The 22,124-nt window shown below is 46.5% G+C and carries 19 protein-coding genes; 6 read left to right on the forward strand and 13 right to left on the reverse strand.

Annotated features, from left to right (window positions below):
- Positions 1–9: 9 nt before the first annotated feature.
- From KO501_RS10215 to phaR, 5 genes are all read right to left on the reverse strand, one after another.
- A complete protein-coding gene (locus tag KO501_RS10215) occupies positions 10–1,224 on the reverse strand; it encodes a lytic murein transglycosylase (RefSeq protein ID WP_216029569.1) in 1,215 nt (404 codons plus the stop codon).
- A 138-nt stretch (positions 1,225–1,362) separates the two neighbouring features.
- On the reverse strand, positions 1,363–2,580 hold the full coding sequence (phaZ, locus tag KO501_RS10220) for a polyhydroxyalkanoate depolymerase (protein WP_216029570.1): 1,218 nt from the start codon (positions 2,578–2,580) through the stop codon (positions 1,363–1,365).
- 102 nt (positions 2,581–2,682) lie between these two features.
- Complete coding sequence (locus tag KO501_RS10225) at positions 2,683–3,030, reverse strand: phasin family protein (RefSeq protein WP_216029571.1); 348 nt, start codon at positions 3,028–3,030, stop codon at positions 2,683–2,685.
- A 26-nt stretch (positions 3,031–3,056) separates the two neighbouring features.
- Positions 3,057–3,713: a phasin family protein gene (locus KO501_RS10230; protein WP_216029572.1), complete on the reverse strand. Its 657-nt coding sequence runs from the start codon at positions 3,711–3,713 to the stop codon at positions 3,057–3,059.
- Positions 3,714–3,904: 191 nt separating this feature from the next.
- On the reverse strand, positions 3,905–4,321 hold the full coding sequence (gene phaR / locus KO501_RS10235) for a polyhydroxyalkanoate synthesis repressor PhaR (RefSeq protein ID WP_216029573.1): 417 nt from the start codon (positions 4,319–4,321) through the stop codon (positions 3,905–3,907).
- Between the two features lie 226 nt (positions 4,322–4,547).
- On the opposite strand from phaR, the gene KO501_RS10240 reads away from it, so the two are divergent.
- Entirely contained in the window at positions 4,548–4,946 is a 399-nt protein-coding gene (locus KO501_RS10240) for a DUF4168 domain-containing protein (RefSeq protein ID WP_216029574.1), read from the forward strand.
- A gap of 75 nt (positions 4,947–5,021) precedes the next feature.
- On the opposite strand, the gene phaC is transcribed toward KO501_RS10240, so the two are convergent.
- On the reverse strand, positions 5,022–6,797 hold the full coding sequence (gene phaC / locus KO501_RS10245) for a class I poly(R)-hydroxyalkanoic acid synthase (RefSeq protein WP_216029575.1): 1,776 nt from the start codon (positions 6,795–6,797) through the stop codon (positions 5,022–5,024).
- 15 nt (positions 6,798–6,812) lie between these two features.
- Entirely contained in the window at positions 6,813–7,049 is a 237-nt protein-coding gene (locus KO501_RS10250; RefSeq protein WP_216029576.1) for a DUF6489 family protein, read from the reverse strand.
- Positions 7,050–7,280: 231 nt separating this feature from the next.
- Between KO501_RS10250 and mrcB the strand changes: the two genes are divergently transcribed.
- Together mrcB and KO501_RS10260 are read left to right on the forward strand one after the other, a co-directional pair.
- Positions 7,281–9,536 carry a penicillin-binding protein 1B gene (gene mrcB, locus KO501_RS10255; RefSeq protein ID WP_252728353.1) on the forward strand — a complete coding sequence of 752 codons (2,256 nt, stop codon included), beginning with the start codon at positions 7,281–7,283 and terminating at the stop codon, positions 9,534–9,536.
- Positions 9,537–9,707: 171 nt separating this feature from the next.
- Positions 9,708–10,913, forward strand: coding sequence for an endonuclease/exonuclease/phosphatase family protein (locus tag KO501_RS10260; RefSeq protein WP_216029578.1), 1,206 nt, complete (start codon positions 9,708–9,710; stop codon positions 10,911–10,913).
- 760 nt (positions 10,914–11,673) lie between these two features.
- Here the strand turns inward: KO501_RS10260 and KO501_RS10265 are convergent.
- A complete protein-coding gene (locus KO501_RS10265; protein ID WP_216029579.1) occupies positions 11,674–12,594 on the reverse strand; it encodes a DUF808 domain-containing protein in 921 nt (306 codons plus the stop codon).
- A 66-nt stretch (positions 12,595–12,660) separates the two neighbouring features.
- A complete protein-coding gene (locus KO501_RS10270) occupies positions 12,661–13,479 on the reverse strand; it encodes a hypothetical protein (RefSeq protein ID WP_216029580.1) in 819 nt (272 codons plus the stop codon).
- Between the two features lie 248 nt (positions 13,480–13,727).
- Here KO501_RS10270 and glnK point away from each other — a divergent pair, with 248 nt between their 5' ends.
- Both glnK and KO501_RS10280 read left to right on the forward strand, forming a co-directional pair.
- Positions 13,728–14,066: a P-II family nitrogen regulator gene (glnK, locus tag KO501_RS10275; RefSeq protein ID WP_216029581.1), complete on the forward strand. Its 339-nt coding sequence runs from the start codon at positions 13,728–13,730 to the stop codon at positions 14,064–14,066.
- 30 nt (positions 14,067–14,096) lie between these two features.
- Positions 14,097–15,332, forward strand: coding sequence for an ammonium transporter (locus KO501_RS10280; protein ID WP_216029582.1), 1,236 nt, complete (start codon positions 14,097–14,099; stop codon positions 15,330–15,332).
- A 127-nt stretch (positions 15,333–15,459) separates the two neighbouring features.
- On the opposite strand, the gene KO501_RS10285 is transcribed toward KO501_RS10280, so the two are convergent.
- Both KO501_RS10285 and KO501_RS10290 read right to left on the reverse strand, forming a co-directional pair.
- On the reverse strand, positions 15,460–16,305 hold the full coding sequence (locus KO501_RS10285; RefSeq protein ID WP_216029583.1) for a glycosyltransferase: 846 nt from the start codon (positions 16,303–16,305) through the stop codon (positions 15,460–15,462).
- An 83-nt stretch (positions 16,306–16,388) separates the two neighbouring features.
- A complete protein-coding gene (locus KO501_RS10290; protein WP_216029584.1) occupies positions 16,389–18,455 on the reverse strand; it encodes a catalase in 2,067 nt (688 codons plus the stop codon).
- 330 nt (positions 18,456–18,785) lie between these two features.
- Between KO501_RS10290 and KO501_RS10295 the strand changes: the two genes are divergently transcribed.
- The gene (locus tag KO501_RS10295; RefSeq protein ID WP_216029585.1) at positions 18,786–19,703 is read left to right on the forward strand and encodes a Dyp-type peroxidase; all 918 of its coding nucleotides are present in this window, start codon (positions 18,786–18,788) and stop codon (positions 19,701–19,703) included.
- Positions 19,704–19,722: 19 nt separating this feature from the next.
- On the opposite strand, the gene KO501_RS10300 is transcribed toward KO501_RS10295, so the two are convergent.
- Together KO501_RS10300 and hemL are read right to left on the reverse strand one after the other, a co-directional pair.
- Positions 19,723–20,808 carry an adenylate/guanylate cyclase domain-containing protein gene (locus KO501_RS10300; RefSeq protein WP_216029586.1) on the reverse strand — a complete coding sequence of 362 codons (1,086 nt, stop codon included), beginning with the start codon at positions 20,806–20,808 and terminating at the stop codon, positions 19,723–19,725.
- Between the two features lie 28 nt (positions 20,809–20,836).
- Complete coding sequence (gene hemL / locus KO501_RS10305) at positions 20,837–22,120, reverse strand: glutamate-1-semialdehyde 2,1-aminomutase (RefSeq protein ID WP_216029587.1); 1,284 nt, start codon at positions 22,118–22,120, stop codon at positions 20,837–20,839.
- Between the last annotated feature and the right edge of the window lie 4 nt (positions 22,121–22,124).

Here is a 22,124-nt window from a genome sequence, read left to right on the forward strand (position 1 = left end):
GGCCGAAGGTCATCCTTGGCTTTCGGTCTCCGGTAATACGCCGATTTTTGTCATGATAGCTAAGCCGGGAAACCCATCCGCTATCATGTTATTGTCGATTTGATATTCGCGTATTCCCGCGCGGGTGGCAGGGCCGATAATACCGTCTGGTTTTCCCACATCATGACCTAAATTATTTAAAGCAGCCTGCAGCGCAATAATATCGCTTCTGTTGTAGGCCGGTAAATCAGGCAGTGGTTTAACAAGGCCCGCTTCGCCAGCAATTTGATCTGCCAGTTTTCCTACCGCAATGGCGTAGAATTCAGAATTATTCCACCGCATAATGGTTCGGAAATTGGGATAGGCAATAAACGCTGGGCCAGTATGACCGGCGGGAACCACGATATAGCCTAGTTCGTCGGTGTTACCTAACGCTGTACCGTCTGCTTTAGTGATACCGAGCTTATTCCATTCCTTCAATGCGCGTTTATTGGCATATCCAGCCTGCCGATAATCGAAGTCCTCAGGCAGATTAACTTCTCGTCCCCACCGATAACCGGGTTGCCAGCCTAATTGTGCTAAAAAGTTTGCGGCAGAGGCCAAAGCATCCTGTTCGCTATCCCATAAGTTGACTTGCCCGTCACCATCGCCGTCAATGGCATAGTGCATATATGCCGATGGCATAAATTGGGTATGTCCCATGGCACCCGCCCATGAACCCACCATTTTATCTTGGGCTAAAGACTCTCTTTGCAGTAACTTTATTGCGGTGATCAGTTCGCCAGTAAAAAAGCGACTGCGTCTTTCATCGCAGGCGAGGGTCGTTAAGGAATCCAGTACGTTCATGGTACCTTTATAGCCACCAAAGTTGGTTTCCAGCCCCCAAAAGGCGACCAGATAATGAGCGGGAACACCGTACTTTGTCGTCAACTGATGCAGGAAATCACGATGCTTATCGTACATCTCCCGGCCTTTGTTAATTCGCCAGGTGGTAACACGCTTGCCGTAGTAACCTGGGAAGGTTTGTACAAATTCAGGCTGGCTGCGATCCAGTTTAATGACTTTGGGTTGGTAGTGAATATCTGCAAATACTTTTTCTGCAACGTCTTGGGCGACACCTTTTTGCACTGCCTTCGCGGCAAGTTGTACCTTACAGGTTTCAAAATCTGCGGCATGGGCCGACCCAAGCAGGGTGAAGAAAGACAGCAACGATAATTTAAATTTACCTGATATCCATTGAGACATAGCGCTTACCTTTAATGATTATGGGGCAATGCTACATCATCAATAGGACTCGGTGCGAATGAAATTGATGATTTGTACAGGGAGCACGATGACTCCCTATGAAAAAGCGGCATTTTATGAGGGTAAAAAAGCGCTGATTTACTCGTATTTATGTATGAAGTGAGTGATGAGAGGGCGGACACTTTGTCTAAACTTTGAGCCGCTAAAAATACCGTAGTGTCCCGCGCCTTGTTGCACATGATGTTTGCGCATAGCGTTGGGTATATTTTTACAGATATCGTGGGCCGCTTGGGTTTGACCAAGGCCGCAAATGTCGTCATCAGCGCCTTCCACTGTAAGTAAAGGGGTATTGTCGATGGCTTCAAAATTGACGGGGTTGCCCTGGTAGGTAATGGCCCCGCGTGGAATTTCATTATTCTTAAATACCCGCTCGATGGTTTCAAGATAAAACTCAGCAGGAATATCAAGCACCGCCATGTATTCGTCATAGAAGGCGCGAAAGCGATCGGCATCTTCTTCTTCGCCAAACACCAAGTTTTGAAAGAAATTCTGATATTTTTTCAGGTGCGATTGTTGGTTCATGCTAATAAAGCCCCCTAGCTGCATAAAGCCAGGATATACATCTCGACCTTCGCCAGGGTAACCATGGGGTACCTTCATGATCGCCACGTTTCTAAACCAACTCATTGGGTGCTTTTGGGAAAACTCATTTACACGGGTGGGGTTTTTAGAACAATCTAAAGGTCCCGCCATAAGTGTGAGGGTTTTCGGTGTTGCTTCGCTTTTGCGTTCGGCCATAATTGCGGTGGCAATAAGGGCTTGTACGGTGGGTTGGCAAATGGCCATAAGGTGAGTATTCGGTCCTAAATGCTCCATAAAGTCGATTAAGTACGAAACATAACAATCGAACGTAAATGGCCCTTCATCTAACGGTACTTCACGGGCGTCAGTCCAGTCCGTCACATAAATTTCATGGTCCGGTAGCAAGGCTTCCACGGTTCCTTTCAGTAAGGTGGCAAAGTGGCCAGAAAGGGGAGCAACCAATAAGACTTTGTGGTCGTCTTTTACGCCTATCCGATTAAAGTGAATAAGCTCACAAAACGGCTTGCTTAGCGCAATATCTTCTTTAACCTTGACTCGTTTATTATCGATTTTAATTTCATCAATATTAAACCCCAGTTTTTCGTAGCGTTGGGTCAGCCGCATGGCAGTTTCCAGCGAAGCGCGGGTAATGCGACCGGGAATGGTATGAGAAAAAAGGTTGGAAGGATGGTTCGTAATATCATTCAACAGACTTAAGCCCTCATGCATGATGTACGCGCCGCGGGTGAAATAATCGTAGGTCTGGTAATTCATTACATTTATCCTCAAAAACTGACTGGGGCTAGGACCTATTGGGGAATAAGAGGTTCATAACAAGAGAGGAATCAAGGCGACAGACGTCGCCTTGTAAAATTATTAAGCTTTTGACGCTTCTTGGAATTTCGCTGTCATGTCGTCGCTTAATCCCTTGAACATTTCGCCGGCTTTTTGCTGCGCCTCAGAAATCACGGTATAAGAGCTTTTTGCCACATCGGCAACGGTTTCTTGCATGGATTCAACGTAAGCTTTATTCGTTTCGGCCAAGCTCATCAAATCTTTCTGTTGAGAGGCTTTTTCGAAATAGGACATGCCTTCAGATAAAAGCGACTTATATAAGCTGTTTTGCTTTTCTGCCAATTCCTGAATCGTGCTCATGTTTAATGCGGCAAGATCAGTAACGGGTTTCATTGCAGTTTGCATTTGCTCATTCATTTGTTCAAACATTGTCTGTCTCCAGGTTCTAAGTAAAGTTAATTAGTTGATTTCGTAGCCGCAGGCTTTTTAGTCGTCGTGCGGCGGGCACGGGTTGTTGGTTTCTTCGCCGAGGCCGTCGGTTTGGCCTTAGCTTCTGCTGCCGGCGTCGACGCTTTTTTTTCAGCTGTCGGCGCGGCTTCTTTGGCGTCAACGGCAGGAGATGGCGCATCCTTTTCAGTCGCTGGCGCAGCCTTGCTTACATCGGGTGTCGACTGGGAGGCGGCCTTTTTGACTGCGGGCGCTTTAGCTTCTGATTGTTTCTTCACCGGTGCTGACTTGGCAACAGGCATTTTTTTGGTTGCGGTGGCTTTTTCTGCAACTGGAGCGCTAGCCTCTACCGGCATGGATAAAGAGGCTTTAACTGCCTCGGTCATCTCTTCGCGCATCGCATTGAGAGTAGAATAGGTGTCTTTAGACGCGCTGGTCATGCGATCTCTTACCGATTCAGCAAGTTCAGCATTGGCACTCAGTACCGCCTTCATTTCAGTTTGTTTAGCAACCGCATTCATATAACGCACGCCGTCACTTAACAGCCCTGCAAAAAGTGTTGTTTGATGCTGAGATAAACTCTCTAGGGTTTTCGTATTCACGGCAAACATAGTGTGTACCGGTTTACTGGTACTTTTTAGCTGCTCTGAAAACTTACCAAACATACTTATCTCCCGACCCATTACGTTTAAATAATTGCTGCACTGCAGCAGGATTGGTTAGATATTAGCCAATGGTGGAGAGAAGATCAACTAGAAATGTTGCGCTGCAGCAAAAAAGCTTAGATTTTAAACTAATAAGCATATTGGTTTTTATGCTGCAGTGCAGAAGATGTTGCTGTGTTGGGGGCTGGCGGCTATTTCTGCGATTTTTTCCAGGTTTCCATATTCTGTTCTACGATCTTGTTGAACAAGCCAAATGGGGTGCTTTCCATCATGTTTTTCATCATGCCTTGTACCTGATCTTGTTGATCAATAAAGGTCACTAAGGATTGCTCAAGATATTGGCGCAAATAAGATTGCATGTCGGTATCGTAGTAACGAATAAGTTGCTTTAACAAGGTGTTGGTCAGCAATGACTGGTTTTCGTTTGCTTCAGATTCACTAATAATTTGTAGCAGCAACGACTTGCTAATGTCATTTTCTGTTTTAGAGTCAATTACTTGGAAGTCTTGGCGTTCATTAATCAGGGTTTTAATGTAATCGAGGTTCACATATTGGCTACGGGAGGTATCGTACAGTCGGCGATTGGGATACTTCTTTATGGTGATCATAATGTTACCTCCTTAGTTGGGGCATTGAGAGTAGCGCACTATCACCTCGTGTGGCAACTAGGGGGGTGTGAAAATTAGCGACACTCTTAAGGTTAAAAAGCGGAGTTCTGCCAAGTGCTTTTTGCTAATCCATTGTATTATATAGAGTTAACATCATTGGCATGGTAATCGCTGTAACCAGTGTGAGCGCCCGATGGGGCTTTTGGGAATTAACTGGAGAATATCGATGTCTACATTTGTTAAATCATTAGTACTGAGTCTTGCTGTGGCTTCTACAATCAGCTTTGGTGCACAGGCAGCTCAGGATACTATGACCATGGAAAAACCCGATGAGTCGATGGTGGAATCAGCTAGCTATGATGATGCCACGTTAGAAAAATTCACTATGGCGATGAGCGCTGTAAGCGATGTCGCAGATAAATATCAGTCTGAACTCAGCGGCGATGTCAGCGCAGAGAAAGTACAGGAAATTCAGCAGGCCGCACAAAGTGAAATGGTCGCTGAAATTGAGAAAACTGGGCTAGAAGTAGATACCTACACCACTATTGCACAGCAGGTGCAAACTGATGAAAGCCTGCGTCAACGTGTCTTGTCTATCGCTAAAGCAAACAACGAAGAGTCGTAATTTTTTGCAGTGATTATTGATACATTAAATGAGTAAACGGGGCGTGATCAATGTGATTACGCCCGGCTTTACCATCTAGCCTAGTTGTTTTTTCACATAGCTGCCCGGCGCAGCCTCAATAGCCGGATACCCCTTATGGCTACCAGGTTGGGGAGCATTCACTTTAGTTTTACGGTGTTTATGTAACCATTGATGCCAGTAAGGCCACCATGAACCTTCATGTTTTGTCGCACCATCAAACCATTCGCTAGGGGAGTCGGGTAGCGACGCATTCGTCCAGTGTGGGTACTTTCCTGTCTCTGGAGGATTAATTACACCGGCTAAATGACCTGAGCCTGCAAGGACAAAGTCCACGTCACCGCTTACCAGTTTGGTTCCTTTGTAGGCACCTTGCCACAACACGATATGGTCGGCTAACGTGGCCAGGAAGAATACTGGAATATCGATGTTGGCAAGATCAATGGGAATGTCGTCGATTTTGATACTGCCAGGTTCTTTAAGCTGGTTTTCCCAGTACATGGTACGTATGTATTGTTTAAAACAAGACGCTGTAATATTCGTCGCATCGCTATTCCAAAATAGAATGTCGAAAGCAGCAGGGTCTTTGCCCTTCAAATAATTATTAATAAAATACGACCAAAATAGATTATTTTCTCTTAACAAACTGAAGCTTAACCCCAGTATACGACCGTCATATACCCCCTTCATGTCGGCATTTTGTTCCATAATGGGCAGGGCGTCTTCGGTTAAGTAATTGCCGATTTCACCGGGTTCACTGAAATCCAAAAGGGTGGTGAGTAACGTCAGCGATTCAATACGGTCATCTTTTTTTGCACGTAAATAAGCACTGGCCATGCTCAATAATGTGCCGCCCACGCAGAAGCCTGCTAGGTGTACTTTGTTTCTACCGGTGATCTCGCACACCACATCTAAAGCTTCAATGGGCCCTTTTTTCATGTAGTCGACAAAATCTTGGTCGGCTAAGTCGGCATCAGGGTTTACCCACGAAATCATAAATACGGAAAAACCAGCATCAAGTAACCCATTGACCACGGACTTTTTCTCTTCTAGATCGAGAATGTAGTATTTATTAATGAAGGGAGGAACAAACAACAAGGGCGTGCCGCAGGTTTTGGCGTGTTTCGGTGTGTAGTGAATCAATTGCATGAGCGCATTTTGATAAACAACCTTGCCGTCAGTGGTTGCCAAATTTTCCCCTAACGTAAAGGCATCCATATCGGTTTGGGTAATTTTAAAGGCTTCAAGGGGGCTTTTTTCTAAATCCCGCATGAAATTTTCAATGCCTTTAACCATGTTTTGTCCCTTGGTCTTGAGGATCTCTTCACAGACTTCAGGGTTAGACAGCAAATAGTTAGTGGGTGATACGGAATTAATATACTGACGGGTGTAAAACTTCACCTGTTCTTCTGATTTGGGATCTTTAAAATGCATCGAAGAAATCATGCTTTGCAACATTTTAGAGTTAATCAGGTAGGCTTGCTTCATATAGCTAAAAACAGGATTGTCCTGCCAGTCTGAGTGAGAAAAGCGCCGGTCGCCTTTTTCTTCTTCCATCACTGGGTGGGATTGCTCACCTAACATGGCCTTTGTGGCTTGTTGCCATAATTGGGTTTGCTGACGCATAAAATCCATTTGCGTTTGAATGAGCTTGGCTGAATCTACCTCTACCGCATCGCCGGAAAGTAGGGCGCTGAGTTTTTCGGGATCAAACATGGCGGCGGTCTCCTCGCTGCTGTGTTTTTTGGTCAGAATGTCATGGACCATCGTGTTAAACTGCTGCGCATACTGGTTAAGCGTGTCCAAAATATCTTCTTTGTCCTGTTCGTGCACAAGACACCTCCATCATTATTTTTTTGTTGCTGAGGCCGCCATTGTTTCGAGCAAGGTTTGGTAGTAGGAAAACGCGTGCTGACTGCCATCAAGGAAGGGTTTTAGCAATGACATCATGGCTTCTTGATCACCACTTTTGATTTGTTCATTAAGTTGTGAGAGGGTTGCTTCGTGAATTTTGCTCATGTCCGGCCAGCCTATAAATTCGCGGGCTTCCTGCGGGGTGAGATCAATATCGAGAGATATTTTCATATAATCTCCTAGTCGGTCAGTATGACCATCTGGATAGATACCTAAAATACATCATTAGGCGATGCGGTTATCAGTACCTCGAGTGTAAACCTTGCTGGAAATTGTGCAAAGAAAACAGCAAAATCGTCTCTGACATTACTTATACTGGCATGATAAGTGGCTAAAAAACAGACAAAAGCAAAGAAATCCAAAAAAATAGGCGCTAAACCAAACCGTCGCTTAAGCGGTTTACTGATTAAACTGTGCTTGGTGGGGCTGGTTGCCCTGGTGGGCTATATGATTTATCTCGATGCGCAAATCAAACATACCTTCACGGGGAATAAGTGGGAGGTGCCTGCGCAAATTTTTGCTCGGCCTTTAGTGCTATCCACCGAATTGGAAATTACCGAAAAAGAAGTTATTGATGAGCTGAAATTGCTTGGTTATCGCCGGGTAAGCCGCCCAGATAGCAGTGGCGAGTACACCGTTTCCGGTGACACTCTGATAGTTCAACGTCGTGCATTTAGTTTTGCTGACGGCGATGAGCCATTACGTAAAATAACCGTTACATGGCGGGGAAGCCGTATTCACAGCATTGTGGATAACAGCGCCAACGAAAGTGTCGCTAAAATTCGCTTAGAGCCTTGGTTAGTTACCCGCATGGTGAGTAGCAGCCGAGAAGACCGCATGCTGGTGAAACTTAGTGAAATCCCTGCGCTGCTACCCAAAGCCCTTATTCTGGTGGAAGATAAAGATTTTTATCAACATCATGGTGTCGCCCCTCTTTCTATTCTTCGCGCTTTGGTGGCGAATATTCGCGCCGGCAGGACAGTTCAGGGCGGCAGTACCCTTACCCAACAGCTAGTTAAAAACTTATACCTCACCCGAGAAAAAGCCATTTCGCGGAAAATCAAAGAAGCCTTAATGGCGTTAATTATCGATGCGCGATATAGCAAAGACGATATCTTGCAGGCTTATTTAAATGAGGTTTTCCTTGGCCAAAATGGGGATATGGCCGTACATGGCTTTGGTTTAGCCAGTTATTTTTATTTTGACCGTCCGGCAAACGAATTAAGTCCGCCAGAAATTGCCACCTTGGTGGCAATGATTAAAGGGCCATCTTATTACAATCCTCGCCGCTATGAAGAGCGGGTATTGGAGCGCAGAAATCTGGTGCTGCGTATTTTATTTGATGCTAATGAAATCAATCGCACACAATACGAGACATACATTAATGCACCGCTAGGTTTGGCATCAGGGGCCAGTTTGGCAAGTGGTAAGCATCCAGCATTTATGGATAAAGTGCGCCGTGAGTTGTCGGTAATTTTAGCCGATCCGGCACTGCGAGATTCAGGGGTGAAAGTGTTCACAACCCTGGACATCTACGCACAGCGCCGGGCTGAACAAGCGGTTAAGCAAACCTTAGATGGCTTACAAAGTGATAGAGAGGCCCATCTACAAGGAGCCATGTTAGTGACCGACATTGCCAGCGGAGAAATTCGTGCCATTGTAGGTGACAGGGACGCCAGTTTTAAAGGTTTTAACCGTGCTTTAGATGCCCGTCGGCAAGTTGGGTCGCTGATAAAACCGGCGGTGTATCTGACGGCCCTTGAAGATCCTGCCTCGTTTAATTTGGCCACGCCATTAGCCGATGAGCCCATCACATTGGAAAATGCCAATGGGCAGTCTTGGTCGCCGTTAAATGCGGATAAAAAATTCCGCGGACAGGTGCCCTTGATTCAGGGGCTGGTTGAATCGCTGAATGTGCCCACAGTCAACTTAGGCATGGGCGTGGGTCTTGAAGCGGTATCTGACACCATTAAACGATTGGGTGTGGAAAGTGACTTTATGCAAGTGCCGTCGATGACCTTAGGGGCGATGACCTTGTCACCCATAGAAACCAATCAGATGTATCAAACCATCTCTAACAACGGGCGTTATATCCCCTTACACACGGTTACGTCAGTGGTATCGGCCAATGATCGCTTGGTGTGGCAGCACGCCGAGTTTTATTCTCAGCGGGTGGATGAAGCGGCGACCTATCTATTAAATTATGCCTTGTACAAGGTGACCACCGAAGGCACCGCTAAGCGAGTAGGACGGGCTTTCCCATCCATTAATATGGCAGGAAAAACCGGCACCACCGACGACTATCGCGACAGTTGGTTTAGTGGTTTTGACCGTAATCATGTGGTTACGGTTTGGGTCGGTAATGATGACAATAAGCCCATTTTACTTACCGGAGCGGGCGGTGCTTTACCGGTGTTTGTAAACTACCAAGGCATGCAGGTGCCCAAGTCGCTCTCCCGGCGTTTTCCAGAAGGACTGGGTATTGCCCATTTCGACAAAAACACTGGCGCGGTTGTTACCGCAGGTTGTCCCGACTCCCTTAGTGTACCGGCCATCCTTGATGTTCTGCCGCCGCCAAGACAAGATTGTTTTGGTCGTCCTATAACACCAGATAGCGAGAAAAAAAGCTGGTGGGAGCGACTGTTTGGCAGTGATTAACCAATAGCTAAACTGACTGAAAACCGGTTGATTTTGTGTTTTGGCAAAAGGATGATACCGGCACATCGATTCAAGTAATGTTAGGCACAGCCGCGTCCGTGGCGATGCCTCATTGTTGGTAAGGTTTGCTGTTAAGTAAACATGTAAATGAGATCCATAAAGGCCAATGAAATGAAAAGGTATTTTCTGCTATTAAGCATGATCATGTTCGCGGGTTGCAGTGCGCAACAACCAGAGCAGGATCAAAATAAGCCCACTGAGCTGACCATTGCGACGTTTAATGTCAGTATGGAAGCGCAAAATTACGCTAGTGAAACCGAAGACGAAAATGCCACTCCTATAGGCCCTCAAGTATTAATGGCGCAACTGGCCAGCGGTGAAAATAGCCAAATACAAAATATCGCCGAAATTATTCAGCGCACTCGCCCGGATATTATTTTACTTAATGAATTTGATTTTATTGATGATCCTAAAGCGGGCGTGGAAGCGTTTATCAATAATTATTTACAGCAACCGCAACAGGGCCGGGATCCCATAGACTATCCCTACTATTTTTATGGGCAGGTGAATACGGGCTTGCCCACCTTATTTGATTTAAACAATGATGGAAAACGCCAAGGGTATGGCGCTGATGCCCAAGGGTTTGGATTATATCCGGGTCATTATGGCATGGTGCTGTTGTCTCGTTATCCGTTAGTGCGTGAGCAAATTCGTACGTTCCAACGATTCTTGTGGGCGGATATGCCTGATGCCATGGCGCCAATAGATCCCGCAACCCAAGCGCCCTTTTTTACCGCCCAAGAATGGCATTCGTTACGTTTATCGTCTAAATCTCATTGGGATGTGCCGGTAGAAGTAAATGGCCAGGTGATACACGTGCTAGCAAGTCATCCTACACCACCGGTATTTGATGGCGACGAAGACCGAAACGGCAGACGCAATCACGATGAAATTCGGTTCTGGCTTGATTATATTTCGCCGGGCAAGGGAGATTATATTTACGATGATAGAGGGATTTATGGTGGTATTGAGGCCAATAGCCCCTTTGTAATTTTAGGTGACCAAAATGCATCACCAGATCGCCCCAACGATACCCCTTCCGCCATTAAACAGCTATTGGCGTCTCCATACGTAAACAGCACTTTTACTCCGACTAGTGCCGGTGGGAAACTCAGTCAACCCGATAACGGCTATGCCCAGTACTATACGGCAAATTGGGGGGCGCGAGCGGATTATGTATTGCCTTCAAGTCAATTTACCATCGAAGAGGGGGCCGTGTTTTGGCCTTCGCAAGCCAGTCCCCTCTATCGGCTGGTAGAAGATCGTTCCCGTTCTTCGGATCACCGTTTGGTGTGGCTAACGATTGCCCTCAACTAGACAGTTTAATGGCGTAAGAACAACCATTAAGCTGTGGCTATTGTAAAAAGCCTGTGGCCCGGTATGCAAAGCCTCAGGAAAAAAGCCCTTCGAGCCGTGTGAAACATATCATCGATATAGATTACCTGTGTTATCAGCACGGCTTGAAAGGAAGGCCCTACGGGAGAACGTTGGGATCAGTGTATGCGGTTTGCAATGAGTCGCAGACCGCTAACGAGTAAGGCGCTGGCTAAGAAAGCACCAACGGGACTTAACGCAATAAAAAGTAAAGAAGTAGCCGGCATCATTTGTACGCTCCTTGTTCTATGGTCGTGCATGGTATGCGCAACCTTGTTCATTCAATAAACCCATAACCTGTTTCATACCAATCGTTGCTAAAGCCCCGGTCTCAGAAATAAACGCGAATACCGTGTTCTAGCACTGATGTTGTGTGGCTGAGCGGTCAATTGAATACATTTTGTTGAGTCGTTTAACCTTTATAACCTTTAGCGATAGTTGTGCCATCTTGTGGAGGTTTTATAAGGCTATGATTTTGTACGGTTTATTTTATTTTATGTGCAATATATAAGTTCAGGAGCAGTAAAAAAAACCAAAGATTGGTGAATTTTTAAATACAAATCGTCAATTAGACCAATTGAGCTGTCGTGCTGCTAAATGAAAAAGATGTGGTGGAAGAAGAATTGAGTCAAAAAGGATTACAAAACCGGGTTATGGCGTAATGCCCCTAAGCCCGGTTTCTTAATACAAGCTAACTGTGGTGTTAAGTCGCTGCAGATTTTTTACTTGGTAACCAAGCGATGACGAAAACAATCAGTGCCCCGGCGACTAAGCCTACAACGCCGTCAATTAAAAGGGGTAATACCCCGTCCACAATGGGGTTGTTTGTAACTAAGCCACTGCTAATATGGTGTAAAAAAGGAATGTTGTGGGTGAGGATCCCACCGCCTACAAGGAACATGGCCACCGTACCAATAAATGCTAACGCTTTCATTAATAAAGGCGCGCTCACCAGCAATGCCCGTCCGGCAACACGCTGAAAAGTGTTAAACGAGCCGGTTAACGATTTCCGTAGCATATATAAGCCTACGTCATCCATTTTTACGATCCCGGCCACAAGCCCGTATACGCCGGCAGTAATTGCCACGCTAAGCGCACAGAGCACGCCAACTTGGGTTGCAAAGCTTGCTTCTTGCACACTGCCCAGGGCAATCACCACAATTTCTGCAGAAAGAATAAAATCGGTTCGAATAGCCCCTTTAATTTTATCTTTTTCTAGGGCAACCAAATCAGTTTGCTGTTGTGATAGTTTTTCCAGTCGTGCGGCTCTTTCTTTTTCGTCAGCATGATGGAAAAGGCGGTGAAATACTTTTTCAGCCCCTTCAAAACACAAAAATAAACCGCCTAAAATGAGTAGTACAGTGATCAGTACCGGCACAAAAGCACTAATAAGCAGGGCTGCTGGTACAATAATAACCTTGTTTAGTAATGAGCCTTTAGCCACCGCCCATACCACAGGTAGTTCCCGTTCGGCTCTCACTCCCTGTACCTGATTGGCATTTAACGCCAAGTCGTCGCCAAGTACTCCTGCGGTTTTTTGCGCTGCCACTTTCGACATCACTGATATGTCATCTAATAGCGTGGCGATATCATCGATAAGGGCTAGTAAGTTTGCTGCAGCCAAAAGAAAATTTCCAAAAAATAAGTAGAGCGATAGATTATCGGGAGTCTGTCGCTGAGGCAACCGTGTTTATGAGGGCGGCTTGCGTACAGAGTCGTCTTTTTTCAATCGCGCATCGATGTATTTTTCGAATTCGGCGCCACGGGTTGAGCATTTCATGTTTCCGCCAGTAAACTGCGACAGGATACTCAATGATTTACTGGCCGTATTACTGCAGTCCACCAATTTAGGTGGTGGGCCGTTGCGATATTCTTCTTCCGTTTTATTTTTACGAGGATCCACAATATGTGGAGATTTATGCTTCTGTCGATACTCCCGTGCGACGTCTTCGGCTTGTTCTTGTAACTTATCTTCTTGTTGGCGACTAAAAAATGCATCTAACGCCTGCCGTGAGGTGAGGGGGTTAGCTGTGCTGGGGCCGGTATTCGTTGTGACCGAAGGAGCCGGTTGCTTTTCCGTTGGTGCCGCCGCTTCTGGAACACTCGGTTCAGGGGCAGTTGAAATATCGGTTGCAGGGGAAGGAGGCGAAGCCGAGCTGGCCTGATTATTGTCAGCGCTTTGCGGGGGCGCGGTGATTTCCTCTGGCGTTTTATCAACTTCAGGTACGGGTAATTCCTCTTCAATACTTGGAACGGTTTTTTCTTCTTCAATCGGTGCTGGGGCTGGCGGCGGCACCGCCGGCTTCGCTGGAGTATACAGCTTGGCTTTGATCGGGGCAGGCAAGGGCTGGTTCGGTAATTCGGTATCTTGGTGCCGGCTGATAACAATAATGATTAACCCCAGATGAAATAAAAGCGAAAAAAACCACACCCTGCGGTTTTTCGATGTTTTAACTACGGCCGGAGGAGAGCGGTGGGGTGAGAAAAAAGTGTCATTATAAATTTCCATACCCTTCAAAGACCGCGCTCTTGGAAAAGAGTTCCATTGAGAAAATTCACGTCAAAATAACATCATGCTTCACTATGGTGCATTTGCAACCAGTTGCCCTGATTTGGTGCGAAAAATTGTTACATTTTATTTTCTTTTAGAAGTAACATCTTGAAAAATCTATTTTTTAATTTGTGGCACAGGACTTGTGTTGTGGTCTTTACCCCGCTACGTGCGAAAACAAAATAATCATTATTTGGGAGCAACACATGAAACTAGTCACAGCTATCATCAAGCCATTTAAGCTCGATGATGTTCGTGAAGCCATTTCAGAGATCGGTATCGACGGCCTTACCGTTACCGAAGTGAAAGGGTTTGGACGACAAAAAGGTCATACCGAATTATACCGTGGAGCTGAGTATCAGGTCGATTTCCTACCAAAGGTAAAGCTTGAGATTGCCGTTCAGGACGATCAAGTTGAACGTTTGGTTGAAGCTATCGTAGGCGCAGCGAAAACAGGCAAAATTGGAGACGGTAAAGTATTTGTTTACAGTCTTGAGCATGCTGTTCGTATACGTACAGGCGAAGCTGACGCAGACGCGCTGTAAAACTACACAAGAAGAATTGCGGAGAAAATAATGGAAATCACATTTGAACTTGGGTATGCATTAGATACCTTTTATTTCCTGATTTGCGGAGCGCTCGTCATGTGGATGGCAGCCGGTTTTGCAATGTTGGAAGCGGGCCTTGTCCGCGCTAAGAACACAACTGAAATATTAACCAAAAACGTAACCCTGTTTGCTATCGCCTGTACCATGTACATGATCTGCGGTTATGACATTATGTACGGCGGCGGTATTTTCCTTGATGGTATCGTTGGTGATGGCGCCACAGGCGTGATTGAAGATGCGGCCACTTACGCGCCTTCAGCCGATTTTTACTTCCAGGTTGTATTTGTTGCCACAGCCATGTCGATTGTATCGGGTGCGGTTGCTGAACGTATGAAGCTGTGGGCATTCCTTGCCTTTGCCGTGGTTATGACGGGCTTTATCTATCCTATGGAAGGGTCATGGACCTGGAACGGCGATGCCGTTTTCGGTATGTATGTACTTGGTGATATGGGCTTCTCTGACTTTGCCGGTTCCGGTATTGTACATATGGCTGGTGCCGCTGCCGCATTGGCGGGCGTACTGGTTCTTGGTCCTCGTAAAGGTAAATACACCGCAGACGGTAAAGTTAATGCTATCCCAGGCGCAAACTTACCACTAGCTACTTTAGGTACATTTATTTTATGGATGGGTTGGTTTGGTTTTAACGGCGGTTCAGTGTTAGCGACTTCTTCGGTAGAAAACGCTAACGCAGTCGCGGTTGTATTTATGAACACCAATGCAGCTGCTGCCGGTGGTGCTATCGCTGCCCTAATTCTAGCGCGCATCATGTTCGGTAAAGCTGACCTAACCATGGTACTTAACGGTGCTCTTGCTGGTCTGGTAGCCATTACGGCTGAACCTTCAACGCCTACACCGCTGTTAGCTACCTTGTTCGGTGCTTTAGGTGGATTGCTGGTGGTACTGTCTATCGTATTCCTTGATAAACTGAAAATTGATGATCCTGTGGGCGCTATCTCTGTTCACGGTGTGGTAGGTTTGTTAGGTCTTATCTTGGTACCTTTTACCAACGAAGGCTCTACCATTACCGGTCAGTTGTTAGGTGCTGCAACTATCTTTATCTGGGTATTCGTTACCAGTCTGATCACTTGGGTTATCATTAAAGCCATCATGGGCGTCCGAGTTTCAGAAGAAGAAGAATTTGAAGGTGTTGACGTTAGCGAGTGTGGTTTGGAAGCATATCCAGATTTCACTTCAGGTCGCTAGTCTTCAAAAACGAAGTTTCGATCGGGCAATCAAAACAATAACAATAATGCCCGACTCACCTCGACTCAAACCCCGCTAATGCGGGGTTTTTTCGTTTATGGTGTTTATTTTCTCACGCAGGTTAGGATTAGGCCGACTGCATTAACCGAGGGGGGGCGGTCACTAAATGATGTTTAAGGTCATCTTCATCCGGAACCGTGTTTACCTTTATCCCTTTTTGGCGGTAATCGGCATTGAGAAAACCTGCGTCTACTAAACCCTGTAATGCATCACAGCGTGGGTATACGCCCCATTTTTGTCGATAGGTTTGGGCATTACTAACAATATCGCAAAGATGATTTACCGGCGGGTAATAATGAGGATGAAATTGGGTAAAAACCGTTCCAGCTATACGCACCAACGCCATACCTTGTTTGCTGCATGTGGTGGCAAAGTCGATATCTCCAATACCATAACCGGTGTAATGTTGGTCGAATCCACCTAGGGCCTGATAGTCATTGCGGGTGATGGCAAAGAATCGGGTATCAAAGTGATCGAAATGTAACGGGCGGCCAGCCAAGCCATGTTGCTGAGACAACTGAGCCAACATTTTCATATTGACGTCATCTAGTACATATTCAAACTCAGTGACGCCGGCGGTAACTATTTTCCCGTCTTTCACGCTATGACAGACTTTGCCTAATAAATCTGGAGGACAAATACAGTCAACATCCATATACAGGGTAATGGGGGTGGTACAGGCTCTAAAGCCTTTGTTACGGGCCTTGGCGATAGGTAATTCGTCGCAGGTAGCAAACCGGTGACGAATTTCAAACTTGTCACTGCTTAATAAAGATTCACTACAAGGTGGCGCCATCCAGACAATGATCAACTCTTCGGGCAAGTGCTCTGAGTGCTCTAAACTGTTTATAAGGTTGGACAACTGACGAATACGCCCTTTAACGATGGTAACAATACTAAATGGAGTGTTCATAATGCTGTCTCTTTCAGTTGAGTCCTAACGGACAAAAAGAAAAATGCTGTGCATAAAGCTTGGGATATACACAGCGCACAATATTATCTATCCCAGACTCTTAGTGTAGACAATTGGGACACAAAAGCCTGGGGAGCTTGGTCTTTAAGATTTATCCAGCCCTCATCCAGGTCATCGGCTAAGCCCGCTGATGTGACTAAGCTCATGACATCCGGCGTAAAACCGATGAATTTTTGATGAGCGTGGGCATCGACTAAGAAGTCTTTTGCTTCTGGTTTGGTAGTTAAACTTTGTGCTCCCTCCTTAGAGGTAAGAAGCAAAACGGCGTCATACAAGACCGACGGTCCACCGTCGATTTTTTGCTGTGCCTTCACAAGGGTTCCATCATCGGAGATGGCGCCGCCAATAGTGGGTGCAACGACTTCATACATCGCGCCTTTTGCTTTAAGGGCATCGATGACCTGATTAAATAGCTTGCCGCTAAAGCCATCAGTAAGAAGGATCCCTAACTTTCGACCCCGAAAACTAGCGGGGGCATTTTTCAAAATACTTAAGGCGTCTGAAACGGGTAAGTCCTGCCGGGTTGCCATGGCCGCGTCAGCGGCAGCGGGCATCTCATTAAAGCCAAGCCCTTCTGCTACCGCATTGGCAAAATCACTGTCCACGTTCAGCAGGTGGCTGACTACTCGTTCGCGAATCGCTAAATGCGCTACCTTGGATAGCTCGAACACAAAAGCATCTTGCATATGCTTTTGTTCAACCTGAGTTTGGCTGTGTAAAAACTGCCTTGCTTGGCTGTAGTGATCGCTAAAGGTGTCAGAGCGGTGCCTAAGCTTTTCTCCGTCTACGTTATCAGCATGGGAAGTAAAGCCTTTTGAAGGGCACTCCCGAGGATTGCTTTCATTCCCTGCCCACGAGTTAGGTTCATAGTTGGCTCTGCCTTTGGGGTTATGCATTGCCATGTGACCATCTTGTTGAAAATGGTGCATGGGGCATTTAGGAGCATTGACTGGAATGTGGGTGAAGTTGGTTGAGCCTAACCGCTTAAGTTGGGTATCAAGGTATGAAAAGTTACGGCCCTGCAACAGTGGATCGTTCGTAAAGTCGATACCAGGAACAATATTTTGTGTGCAAAAAGCCACTTGCTCAGTTTCAGCGAAAAAGTTATCCACCACCCGATCAAGCACCATTTTACCAATAACCTTCACCGGCACTTGTTCCTCTGGGATTAGCTTGGTGGCATCAAGCACATCAAATTCAAAATTATCGGCGAAGGTTTGATCAAATACCTGCACGCCCAATTCCCACTCTGGATAATCTCCAGCCTGTATCGCCGCCCACATATCTCGGCGGTGGAAGTCAGGATCGGCACCATTGATTTTTAGTGCCTCATTCCATACCACCGACTGCATACCGCCTTTGGGCTTCCAGTGAAATTTTACATATTTCATTTCACCTTGTTCGTTGATGAACTTAAACGTGTGTACACCAAAGCCTTCCATAAAGCGTAACGAGCGAGGAATAGCCCGATCTGACATGATCCACATCAGCATATGCGTGGACTCGGGTGATAAACTCACAAAATCCCAAAAATTATCATGGGCAGTTTGAGCCTGAGGAAAGCCACGGTCGGGCTCTTGCTTGGCAGCGTGTATCAAATCGGGGAACTTAATGGCATCTTGAATAAAAAACACGGGCATGTTGTTGCCCACAAGATCCCAATTACCTTGCTGAGTGTAAAATTTTACTGCAAAACCACGGACATCACGGGCAAGATCCGGAGAGCCTTGATTTCCCGCCACCGTTGAAAAGCGTGCAAATACTGGGGTTTTTTCTCCTTTGCGCTGAAATAAATCCGCTTGGGTTAGCTCAGGTATGGCCTCGACCGTTTCAAAGTAACCATGGGCACCATAGCCGCGGGCATGAACGACGCGCTCAGGGATCCGTTCATGGTCGAAATGGAATATCTTTTCTCGCATTACATGGTCTTCTAATGCTGCTGGACCGCGAACGCCGGCTGTTAAGGAGTTTTGGTCGTCACTAACAGGGCAACCTTGGGCGGTTGTCATGGTGGGGTGGTGATTATCTGCAGTTTGATGAAGTTCGCCGCCAGCGCCTTGCTTTTGGTTATATTTAAAAGATTCAGCCATAATCGTACCTTTTGCGGTGATAGTAGAATTGCTGCGTTAAAGAAACACAGTGACTTTTGCACTGCTTGATGGGAAGCAAAGAAGATTCCGCTTTTAAAGTTTATTAAAATCAATAACTTGAATAAGTGAAGGCGGGTCGAACTAAACAGGAATTACAATGTCATTGTAACTCTTACAACAGGGCTATATTCTCCCCTGTGCCGTCTGCCTAGTGTATACTTTGGTGCAGAACGTTCATCTTGTTGAATTATTGGACAAAATGCCCGTTTTTAAGCCACACTGGTAACACATACCCGAAAAACAATAACCCACGGATGATGGGAAGGATTTATGACTCAACCTCAAAAAGGGGTGTGCGCCGAGCCCAATTTACATGCCCAATATCTTTTATTGAATGTTGTCGACGAAGATGTGGACACCATAAGAGGGAAGCTGGCTCGCGTACTAGATATCTTTGATGCATACGATAACGAGCATTACGAAGCCATGTTAACGGGTATGGTGGCGGTGGGGTCAACCTTTTGGTCTGAATTGTACCCGGGGTTGTTGCCTAGCGAGTTAGCGCCTTTTCCTGATATGCAGTGTGAAGATAGAACGGCGCCAGCCACCCCTTGGGACTTGTTTATCCAAATCCGGGCCGATCGCCTTGATATTTGCCATGCGGTGGCGATGGAGGTGATGGACTTATTGCGCATTCATGTGGAATTGGTCGAGCAGATCCGTGGATTTCGTTATTTGGATGGCCGTGATCTTAATGGGTACATTTACGCTACGGATAACCCACGAGGAATGTTACGTCGCAAGGTCGCGATTATTGAACAAGACGAAAGTGAATTTATCGGTGGGAGTTATGTGCATATCCAGCGTTTTCGCCACGATTTACGTCGTTGGGAAAGCCTTTCTCAACGTCAGCAGGAACAAGTGATGGGCACCACCCGAGAACACAATCTGCCGAGTCCTGAACAAAACGCCATGTCCCATTGTGTACGGGCTAATACGCTCAACCAAGCAGACAAGCTGCCAGGCTTAATTAAGCAAGGCATGCCTTATGGCGATTTAACGACGCAGGGGTTGTTTTTCGTCAGTTGTGCAGCCAGTGCGCAACCGTTTAAATTAATGCTTCACAGTCAGGTGTTCGGTACTGGAGACGGGGATTACGACCGATGGTTAGACTATACCTGTGCCGAAACCGGCGCCGCATTTTTTGCCCCCTCAGTAACCTTCATACGTCAGCAGGCAAGCAGTTAATTTGCTTAACGCCCCGTTATTAGCGCTCTAAATCGTAGGCACCATCCCAGCTTTCATCAAACATCATACCTTGGTACTGTAAACAAATGTCGATATGGTGCTGGGCGAGCCGGTCATCAGGGTTGATGGATCTTGCTTTAATAAAATGGGCTAATGCATCTTCCCATTCTCGGCGAATACGGCACGCTAATCCGGCCGTGATATAAGACTGGATCGCCAGTCGCTTTTCTTGCTCTTCGGGGGCAAGATGATCTAACACTTCGTAGACTTCGATAGGCGCACGCCGACCTTTTACTCTAACCCAGTCAAGCAGGCGGGTTTTGATGGCGTAATCGGCTCCTACGGCTTCAAGGGTTTGGGCACTGACAATGATATCGGCATCGTATGCCGGTGTTAGTGACTCTAATCGGTAAGCAATATTCACACTGTCACCGATTACCGTGGTATCCATTCTGTCATCAGAACCAACGGTTCCCATGATCACCGGCCCGTAATGTATGCCGATCCCCATATTGATGGGCACATATTCGCAATTATCCCGATGAGAATTATACATAACCAAGGCTTTGCGCAAATCGATGGCGGCCTGAATGGCATCTTTCGCTTTGTCTTTGGGCGTCCCGCCGGGATGATCAAATAACGCCATGATGGCGTCACCAATAAATTTGTCGATAAAGCCATGATTATGATGAATAGGATCATTCATTCTAAGGAAGTAGGAGTTTAAAAAACCCATTAATTCCTGCGGACTGAGTCGCTCAGACAAACTGGTAAAGCCACGGATATCACTAAACAAGATGGCCACGTCATCTTCATCGGCGTGACCCAGTTCTAAGGTGCCTGCCCCGCCATGTTTGGCAAAATGCTCAACGAATTGGCGAGGGACAAACTTTTGAAAGGTCTTATTGAGTTGCATTGCCTCGTTGGCTTTATCCAGATAGCTAGCTTCACGCTCATGCTCTGAATTAACAACCGGTGCAGGTTGCGGGGTAGTACAGGCCAGTTCTTTTTTTAGGGTATGCAGCTTTTTCTTCCACCTTAGCAAAATGACGGTGGTCGCCACGCTGTATACAACCAAAATAATGCAAACTAGCCAGATCATCATCACAGTTACCGCACCTTATGAATACACATTATAGTCGACTGAGTACATGGTCGGCGGCTTGCAGCGTCTTTTCTATCACATCGGGGGTATGAAGTTTTGACACGAAACCGGCTTCGTAGGAAGCAGGAGCAAGGTAAACGCCTTGTTCAAGCATGCCATGATAGAAGGTTTTAAACTGAGCCTGATTACAGTTTATGGCTTGGGTATAGTTAGTTACGCGCTCTATATCCGTAAAAAACAGCCCAAACATACTACCGGCCACATTGGTGGACAATGGTATACCGTGACGTTTCCCTAAAGCTTCAAAACCGGCGGCTAAGGCAGCTGTTTGCGTGAAAATCTCTTCGTACATGGCGTCGTCGTCCAGTTGCGCCAAGGCGGCTAAACCGGCGGCCATGGCTACGGGGTTGCCAGACAAGGTTCCCGCTTGATACACCGGTCCGGTGGGAGCAATATGTTCTAAGATTTTTCGCTTGCCGCCAAACGCGCCCACAGGCATACCGCCACCAATGACCTTTCCTAAACAGGTGAGGTCGGGTTGGATATTATATCTTGCTTGCGCGCCGCCTTTGGCAACGCGGAAGCCGGTCATCACTTCATCAAAAATCAGCACCGCGCCGTAGGTGTCACAAATGCTTCTTAGCCCTTCAAGAAAGCCCGGTACGGGAGGAATACAGTTCATGTTACCGGCAACGGGCTCGACAATAATACAGGCAATATCGTCACCATGGGTGCGGAAGGTTTCTGCCACACTTTCCAAGTTGTTATATTCAACCGTTAGGGTATGTTGGGCGACATCTGCCGGTACGCCCGGTGAGCTAGGCACGCCTAGTGTGAGAGCGCCTGAACCGGCTTTTACCAGTAAGGAGTCAGCATGGCCGTGGTAACAACCTTCAAATTTGACGAGTTTATTTCTGCCGGTGTAGCCTCTGGCAAGGCGAATCGCTGACATGGTGGCTTCAGTGCCCGAATTGACCATGCGCACCATTTCCATGGAAGGAACAAGTTGGGTAACCCGTTCAGCCATAATAATTTCCGCTTCGGTGGGGGCACCGAAACTTAGGCCATTTTGTGCGGCCTCGATAACCGCATTGCGAATGGCGGCATTATTGTGACCTAGAACCATAGGGCCCCAAGATTGCACATAATCAATATATTTGTTGTCGTCGGCATCCCAGATATATGGTCCATCCGCTTTTTTCATAAAGCGAGGCGTGCCACCAACGGCTTTAAATGCGCGAACTGGCGAGTTTACGCCACCGGGAATGGTTTTTTGTGCCCGTGAAAACAGGATCTCAGATTTAGACGTCATAATT

It is taken from the genome of Alteromonas sp. C1M14 (assembly GCF_018860965.1).
In the GTDB taxonomy this organism is placed as follows: domain Bacteria; phylum Pseudomonadota; class Gammaproteobacteria; order Enterobacterales; family Alteromonadaceae; genus Alteromonas.